Source organism: Sphingobium indicum BiD32, assembly GCF_000382885.1.
In the GTDB taxonomy this organism is placed as follows: domain Bacteria; phylum Pseudomonadota; class Alphaproteobacteria; order Sphingomonadales; family Sphingomonadaceae; genus Sphingobium; species Sphingobium japonicum_C.
The window spans coordinates 74995-82007 of record NZ_CAVK010000124.1 but is presented as its reverse complement, the minus strand read 5'-3'; the positions used below and the strand labels follow the sequence as shown (position 1 = coordinate 82007).

Genomic DNA, 7013 nt, shown 5'->3' with positions numbered 1-7013 from the left:
CGCGTCGCGCGAAGCCTTGTTGAGGGTGACGGCGCAGGTGTGCACTCAAGTAATCATACATCCCCGGCCCTATTGCCTCCGGTGGTGACTGAATTGACAGAACTGAAAGGCCAATCGGCTACAGCGCCGAGACTTGTATCGTTAGGCGTAGGAGCCCTTCGATCACTATCGCGCAACGGACTTGCCGAACGGCATGGCTATCTGGCTCAAGCTCCCACTTTTCCGCCGATTGAGCAACAATCCCTGTCAGAATGTAAGAGTGTCGGAAGTCAGAAATAGTAGTCGGCACCGCTCAATTCTGGGCTCCGCTCCCAAGAGTGTCAACGCTTCCTAATGCGGATGGTGCAACGAACCGGCTCATTCATCTTGGTGGCAGACCTCTGACATGCGGCAAGGGTATCGCCGTTCTCACGTGCCAAGTCGGCGGCGTCCACGATTACTTGCCAGCCGTTGGGGTTGCCGCCGCGCATGAGGCGGATACCAGCATCCCATAGGGTAGGCTCGCCCAGCGTGCGACGGGCACAACCCGTTCCGGCCAAAGCCAGCTTTGGGGGCCGATGCTGGCCGCCCAACCGGGATAAATCAGCCACAGAAGGGATACGGCCAGCGCCGCGCCGCCGCCGCAATAGAGCATGTGCCAGCGCTGTTTCTGTTTGGTCCGAATGGCCCCGACCGCGCGCATCTGATCCGCATGGGCTTGATGATGCAATTCCAGCAATTTCTTGATGGTCGCCTTGTCGGTAGCGCGTGCGGCATCCGCCGCTACGTCAATCCGCTCCGCCATGCTCTCCGGCGTCAGCTGCATGGCGGGTGCGTCCATGATGGTCTTCGTCTGCCCTGCCAACGTGGCGAGATAGCCGTTCATCTTGGCGAGTGTCGGCCCGTAGTCGGGGAATTCGAGGCTCTGCTTTTCGATGGCGATATGCTCAAGCGCGCGGGCCATCACCGCCATGCGCCCGTCCAACCGCTCCTCCATTGTGGCCACGCGCTCCGAGAGATGCGCGAATGCTTCGGCGGCGGCATCGGGCCAGGGGTCCGGCTCCGGTTCGCTCAAAAGGCTCTGCTCGTCGTCCATGTCATGGTCTCCTTGGGGTTATCGGCTCATGCCGCGACTGATGTCTCGTCCGTGATCGAAGGGGATGGAGGATGCGAGATCGTGGGAGAAGCTGCGGCCCACCTGCGGGCCGATCTCAAGCCCAAGTTCGCGACTGCGCACGCCCAGCACCGATTCAAGCTGGGCGTCGCGTTCGAGGCTTTTCGCCATGCCCGCCATGTGATGCGCGGCACTTTTCGCGCCCCGGAAATTGCCGTCCCGCACAAGCTCGGCATGATGGCGCTGCAATTGCTGCCCCCCTTCCACGAACCGGTCGGCTCGGCTGTAGGGGTCCATGCGGATTTCGGTCTCCAGTTGCATCGCGCGCACGGCGGCCTGGCCGCGCCCTTCGGCCGCCTCGCGGACAAGCTCCGGGCTGCTGCGGAACGCGCTGCTCAGGTTGGACGAACCTTCGGGGCGGATCGCGTCCAGTGCATCCCGCGCTCTGTCGAACGCCTCGTTCTGGTGCGGCATAGCATCGAGACCCTGCGCGCGAGTCTGCTGGATCGCATCCAGCGCTTTGGCATAGCGCTCCACCGCGCCGCGCACGCCGCCTGCGCGAAGCGGCTGCGTATCATATTCGGGCTGGCGCTGAGCGGCCCGCTCCTGTGCGAGCGGCTCGGCCTTCGGCTGGAAACCCGCGAAAATGTCGCGCTCTTGTTGCGGCGGGATAGTGGGCCGGAAATTGTCAAATATCCCCCGCGCTTTCTCGACAATGGGCCTGACGATTTCCGCGACCCGCTCACCGAAAGTAATGCCACGCCGCTCGGCATATTCCTTTGCAGGGTCGGCTTGTCTGTAATCGGTGGCCATGTCCTTGCCGCGCTCGCGTGAAAGCGTGCGGACAAGCCGGGACTGATCGCGAAAATCGTCGCGGCCATAATGAAGCGCCATGCCTTCGCGATGGCGGGACATGGCAACATAAGCCCCGTGGCGATCCATCCCCGGCGTCGCCAGCACATGCGCCCTGTCCACGGTCATTCCCTGCGCCTTGTGGATGGTGGCGGCATAGCCGTGGTCGAGGTCACGATAGTCCTTTGTGTCGAACGCCACCGAACGCCCGTCATCGGTGCGGACGGACATATGGCCCTCGCTTACCTTCTCGATCGTGCCCAGCGTGCCATTCTTCACCTCAAGGCTGCGCTCGTTGCGCAGGAACATGATGCGGTCGCCCGGTGCGAACTGCCGGTCGCCGCGCTCGGTCTTCACCTGGCGCTCTTCGCCTAATTCGCCTGCATTGCGCATCGCCGCGCGCGCGGACTCGTTGAGGTCGCGCACCTCGGCATTGGTGTGGGTCAGGATGATGCGGCTGGCGTCCGGATCGGCTTGCCGTTCGCGGTCCCAGCGCTTGACCAGTTCGCGCCGCGCGTCCTCGCGCGTCTCGGCCTGATGCACCATGCCCTTGTCGGCATAGGCGGCAATGGCCTCGCCGGTCCTGCCAGTGGCTAGATGCCGGGTAGCGCTCTGCTGCCATCCTTCATGCTGGCGGCGAACCTGCGTGATCTCGACGCCGCCATGGCGCTCATGGATCGCGCGGAACGCCGCGCCCGCCTCGATCGACTGCAATTGCTGCGGATCGCCGACGAGCACGACCTTCGCACCAGCCTCGGCGGCATGGGACAGCACGCGCTCCATCTGGCGCGTGCCGACCATGCCCGCTTCGTCAATCACCAGCACGTCGCGGACGGTCAGAAGATCGCGGCCTTGCGCCCAGCTATGTTCCATGCTGGCAATGGTGCGCGAGGCGATGCCGGAACCGTTCTCCAGACCCTCGGCGGCGATGCCCGCAAGCGCCGCGCCGCGCACGTTGAGGCCTGCGCTTTCCCACACGTCGCGCGCCACACCCAGCATGGCGCTTTTGCCGGTCCCGGCATAACCCAGCACCAGTGACAATCCGCGCTCGCCCGTTATATGGCGCAACGCGGATTCTTGCTTTGCTCCCAGGACAAGACCCGCACTCTCGGCGGTTCGAATGGCGTAGGTCGTCGCCGCCGAGAGACCATCGATCCGGTCCATCACAAGCCCGTCAGCGGCGCGGCTCATCCGTTGCTCAGTCTCGATCATCTCGCGCGAGGTGAACCGCTCGTCGCCGCGCCCGTCCTTGCCCAGGGCGATCAGGTCCGGCGAGCCGCGTACCGCGCGCATAGCGGCGTTGAACTGCTCCTGTCCGTCGCTATGCCGGTGAATGAACATCGCCATATCGCGGTTGGTGAATGTCGCTTGTTGGTGGGTGATGGCGTTGAGAGCGATATCTGGATCGGCAATGATGCGTTCGCCATTCGCCCGCGCAATCTCGCGGTGCATCTCGGCGCGATCGGCTTCCAGCCCCTGGGCCTCCATCCGGTGGCCGGACCGCCGATCTTGCTTTGAGGCTCAAGGTCGATGCCCTGATCGGCAAGGCTGCGGTGATCGATGCGCGCGTCGATGTCGAGTTCGGCTAGGCGCGTGTTGACGTGGGTCTCCCAGCGTTCGCGCCAGCGCTCGACATTCTCATGATCGTTCCACTCGCGCACCTTCGCCCCGAAGCCAGCGGTGCCGTCGTCGCGCTGTACAACCTCGCGCATGGTGAGCATGACATGGGCGTGTGGCTTGGGCTGGCCGTCCGCCCGCATGTCCCAATGCACATTGAGATCGGCGATCATGCCGCGATCCACAAACTGCGCGGACACGAAATCGCGGGCCAGTTCGATGCCCTGCGCCTTGGTCATTTCACGCGGAATGGCGAACTCGACCTCGCGGGCAAGCTGGGCGTCCTTGCGCTTCTCGAATGCCTCGACATCGTTCCAGAGGCGTTCGCGGTCGTGCCAATGATCGGGCGCGCCTTCGGGCAGCATAATTTCGCTATGCTCGACGCCGGAGCGGGCGCGAAAATCATGGTCGCGATCAAGGCGCTCGTCGTGCAGGCGTTCGCCTGCACGATAGGCGGCGGCAGAGACGGCGGAGCGGCCCGCCGCGCGACTGATGACCTGAACGGAGAAGTGGAAGATCGCCATGACGATCGTCCATCTACTACGCTCAAGCGCACGTCGGAACGACGTATAAGCGCGCCCTTCTCGAAAATTTCTCGGACGGGACTAGGCGGTGTCAGACTGTCCCGGCGACTCTACTGCGCGGCGGGCGGGTTCATCTTATCATAGCGGCATCGTCACTCAATGGAGACTTTGCGATGCGTAAACCCCGCGATTTTGATTCGGAACTCAAATCCCTGGCCGACAAGGCCAAGGCGCTCAAAGAGCGGCGCGTGCGCCAGCTTGGCGAGCTGGTGACGGCGACCGGGGCGGATACGCTCGACGCTGATATGCTGGCCGGGGCGCTGCTCCATGCCGTCACGGTGAAAGACGCCGCGACAAAGGAGGGCTGGCGCAAGGCGGGCGCGGCCTTCTTTCTCGGCAAAGGCGACAAACGTGCGGGCGGACCTTCTGGCCAGCAGAGCGGCACTCTCCCGCTCGACGGCGGCGCGGCATCGGCTTGAAGCTCGAAAGGCGCGAACCGACATGCGGGACTGGCAGGTCAAGCGGCGGGAGAGAACGCGGCATCTGATCGAACTGGGCGGCCTCGTCATTAAGGCGGGCCTTGTCGATCTGACCGAGGATGATCGCGCTACGCTCTACGGCGCGTTCCTCACGGTTGCCGACCGGCTGCGCGGCGAGGAACGCGCCAACGCACTTGCCCTCTGGAAGCGCAAAGGCAAGCGGGCGTTCGAGGCGGAACAGGGCGACGGTTAGCGCGAAACCGACAAGCGCGCATTGCCGCCCGGTTCTGCCTGATACTCGACCATCGCCGCCATTGGTGGGCTGCTCTTGTCGCAATAGCGCACGGTGATGGAGTCTTCCCGGATCGCAGGGCACAGGCCGGAGCCATAGAGAATGTCCGCGAGCGCGTCGAAGGTTGTCGCCTTGGCGCGATAGGCACCGGTCCACCGCACAGTCCAAATGTCGTCGTTGGCCTTAACCCGGTAGCCCGCCCTTTGGGCAACGTCCATAACCGCGCCTAATACCGTGTCCCCGCGCACGTCGAAGTCCAGTATGGCGGACAGGTCTGCCGGTTCGGAGCGGACGGGGTGTGCGGACCTTACCCGCCATAGCGCGGCCTCCCCGCCAGCCATGAAGAAGCACAGGCAGACAATTGCCAAAGGCAGATGATCATCCCATCCCATGAACCTGTCGGAGTGCCAGAATCGGCGAAGCGGAATGAGCGGATTCCATCGGCCCTTTGGCGGGGCGGCACGTCGCACGATCCGCCATGTCCGTTGCAGCATATTGGCGCGGCCCGCAGGCTCGGAAAGGGCTATCGCTGTTGTAGATGCTGGCGGTGGCGGAAGCATTAGCGGTGGCAGGCTCACGGCGAGCGAAGCTTGATGATCCGCGAAGGCAAACGCTGCCCGTTGCTGCAATATCTCCACCCGCGCGAACGCCCATGCCAGTTCCTCGCCCGAAATGCGGTAGGATTGCCCATATCGTGCTTCGACATAGGCGCGGCGAATGCAGCCGAACGCGCGACGCTCGAAGCGGCTGTCTCGCGGCCATGCTGAACACAGACGAGGGTGCAGCGCTTCCGCCGCCTCGCGCAGTTCATCCAGCGCATGGGTGCGCGGCGCGTGCAGGCTGATGGATCGCAAGACGCACAGATAGAAATGCTCGCACGCCTGATGCAGCATCAGCGCCGCTATCGGCGCATCGCCTCGGTCCCGATAGAAAGCCGCGCCCGCCAGAAATCCGGTGCCGCGCTTATGCCAACGAACGAACTCCGCTGCGCCCCGAATAGCCCGCTCCCGCACCGGCAGACGGCGCGGCTCGTTCAGCCGCAATCCCTCCATCTGGTAGAGCGCTATTCCCTGCTCGGCGATGGTGGCGAAATGCGGGACGCCTTCGACAAGAGCGCCGTTGATCCGCTCAAGGCTTTCGACCGCCAGCCGCACTGGCCGGGTAATTTCGCCATGCTCCCATGCGCGGCGCAGTCGGTCGCGCACCAGCCGCCAGTCGCGTTCGCTGCGGGCAAGGCGGGGATAGTTGACGATGGCCAGCAGGCGGAACGCTTCACCCGGCGCTATGTCTTCCCATCCTTTTTCGGCTTGGGGGCCGTGCAGGATCAGGGTGAGGATGCGGCCCGCCCGGAAATGCTTGGAACATCGGCCCTTGGTCGTTTCCTCGAATGCCTCGAACAGGATCGTGGCGACATGGAGAAGCTCGTCGCGGATTGGTGCGGGTAGATGATCGGCATCGGTGCGCAGCATCATGACCGCGCCCCCTGTGGACGACGCTGGCAACCCTTCGGGCGTGGGTGGCCGGTCACATCATGAACCCGGTCCACCAAGGCACGCACAAGGGGCGTGATCGTGGCGGGAACGAAGCCGCCCGTGCGAGGCCGGTCTTCCTCCCACTCATGATAATGATAGCCCCATTTCCAATAGGGCGAGAGAACAGCCGCCAGCCGCGCCATGTCAGGGCAGTCATGACCAAAGCCGCAAGCATTGGCGTAGGCCAGCGCTTTGGCGATGTCCTGCTTGATGTGGCTCGCGTTCCACGCATCGGCAAAGCCCACGTCCAGCAGGTAGGCGCACAGAGCCTGCTGGGTCACGAAACCGGCCTGATGCAGCGCTTCCTTTGCATGTCGCGGCTCGGTGAGGAAATGCGCTTCCAGAGTGGTCATCCAGCGTTCCGCATTGTGATAACGAAAGCGGCTCATGCTTCGCCCCTCCGTCGTCCGAGTAAGCGTCGCGGGTTCGTCTTCGTAGCGTTGATGAAGCGCCGACAGCGCGCCACCCCACGGCGAGGCAATTGCCGACGCGGCAACTGGTATGACGGTTAAACCGCGTAGTAGAGCGCGCCTGGATTTGGAGACAAGCATATGCACCTCCGTTCCGCATCCATCGCAAGGAAGTGAGATATGACGGGCGGATACGGAACGGTCCCGGCACTCC

General features: G+C 63.9%; 7 protein-coding genes and 1 pseudogene. 2 read left to right on the top strand and 6 right to left on the bottom strand.

From position 1 onward, the window contains the following. Positions 1–320: 320 nt before the first annotated feature. From EBBID32_RS24915 to mobQ, 4 genes and pseudogenes are all read right to left on the bottom strand, one after another. Positions 321–470: a DUF6118 family protein gene (locus EBBID32_RS24915; RefSeq protein WP_231382187.1), complete on the bottom strand. Its 150-nt coding sequence runs from the start codon at positions 468–470 to the stop codon at positions 321–323. Then, entirely contained in the window at positions 437–1075 is a 639-nt protein-coding gene (locus tag EBBID32_RS12580) for a DUF6118 family protein (RefSeq protein WP_006957889.1), read from the bottom strand. Before EBBID32_RS12580 ends, EBBID32_RS24915 begins: the two co-directional genes overlap by 34 nt. A gap of 18 nt (positions 1076–1093) precedes the next feature. Further along, positions 1094–3433 carry a Ti-type conjugative transfer relaxase TraA gene (gene traA, locus EBBID32_RS12575; protein WP_440590964.1) on the bottom strand — a complete coding sequence of 780 codons (2340 nt, stop codon included), beginning with the start codon at positions 3431–3433 and terminating at the stop codon, positions 1094–1096. 65 nt (positions 3434–3498) lie between these two features. After that, positions 3499–4086, bottom strand: a pseudogene (gene mobQ, locus EBBID32_RS25355) (MobQ family relaxase); the annotation flags it as partial. Between the two features lie 173 nt (positions 4087–4259). Between mobQ and EBBID32_RS12570 the strand changes: the two are divergent. Together EBBID32_RS12570 and EBBID32_RS12565 are read left to right on the top strand one after the other, a co-directional pair. Then, positions 4260–4565 (top strand): conjugal transfer protein TraD, encoded by a 306-nt coding sequence (locus tag EBBID32_RS12570; RefSeq protein ID WP_006957881.1) that lies wholly within the window; start codon positions 4260–4262, stop codon positions 4563–4565. Positions 4566–4587: 22 nt separating this feature from the next. Next, the gene (locus EBBID32_RS12565; RefSeq protein ID WP_006957879.1) at positions 4588–4818 is read left to right on the top strand and encodes a conjugal transfer protein TraD; all 231 of its coding nucleotides are present in this window, start codon (positions 4588–4590) and stop codon (positions 4816–4818) included. Here EBBID32_RS12565 and EBBID32_RS12560 read toward each other — a convergent pair. Both EBBID32_RS12560 and EBBID32_RS12555 read right to left on the bottom strand, forming a co-directional pair. Then, the gene (locus EBBID32_RS12560; RefSeq protein WP_006957878.1) at positions 4815–6329 is read right to left on the bottom strand and encodes a HEPN domain-containing protein; all 1515 of its coding nucleotides are present in this window, start codon (positions 6327–6329) and stop codon (positions 4815–4817) included. The two genes, EBBID32_RS12565 and EBBID32_RS12560, sit on opposite strands and share 4 nt — an antisense overlap. After that, positions 6326–6778: a hypothetical protein gene (locus tag EBBID32_RS12555; RefSeq protein WP_006957876.1), complete on the bottom strand. Its 453-nt coding sequence runs from the start codon at positions 6776–6778 to the stop codon at positions 6326–6328. Before EBBID32_RS12555 ends, EBBID32_RS12560 begins: the two co-directional genes overlap by 4 nt. Positions 6779–7013 lie beyond the last annotated feature (235 nt).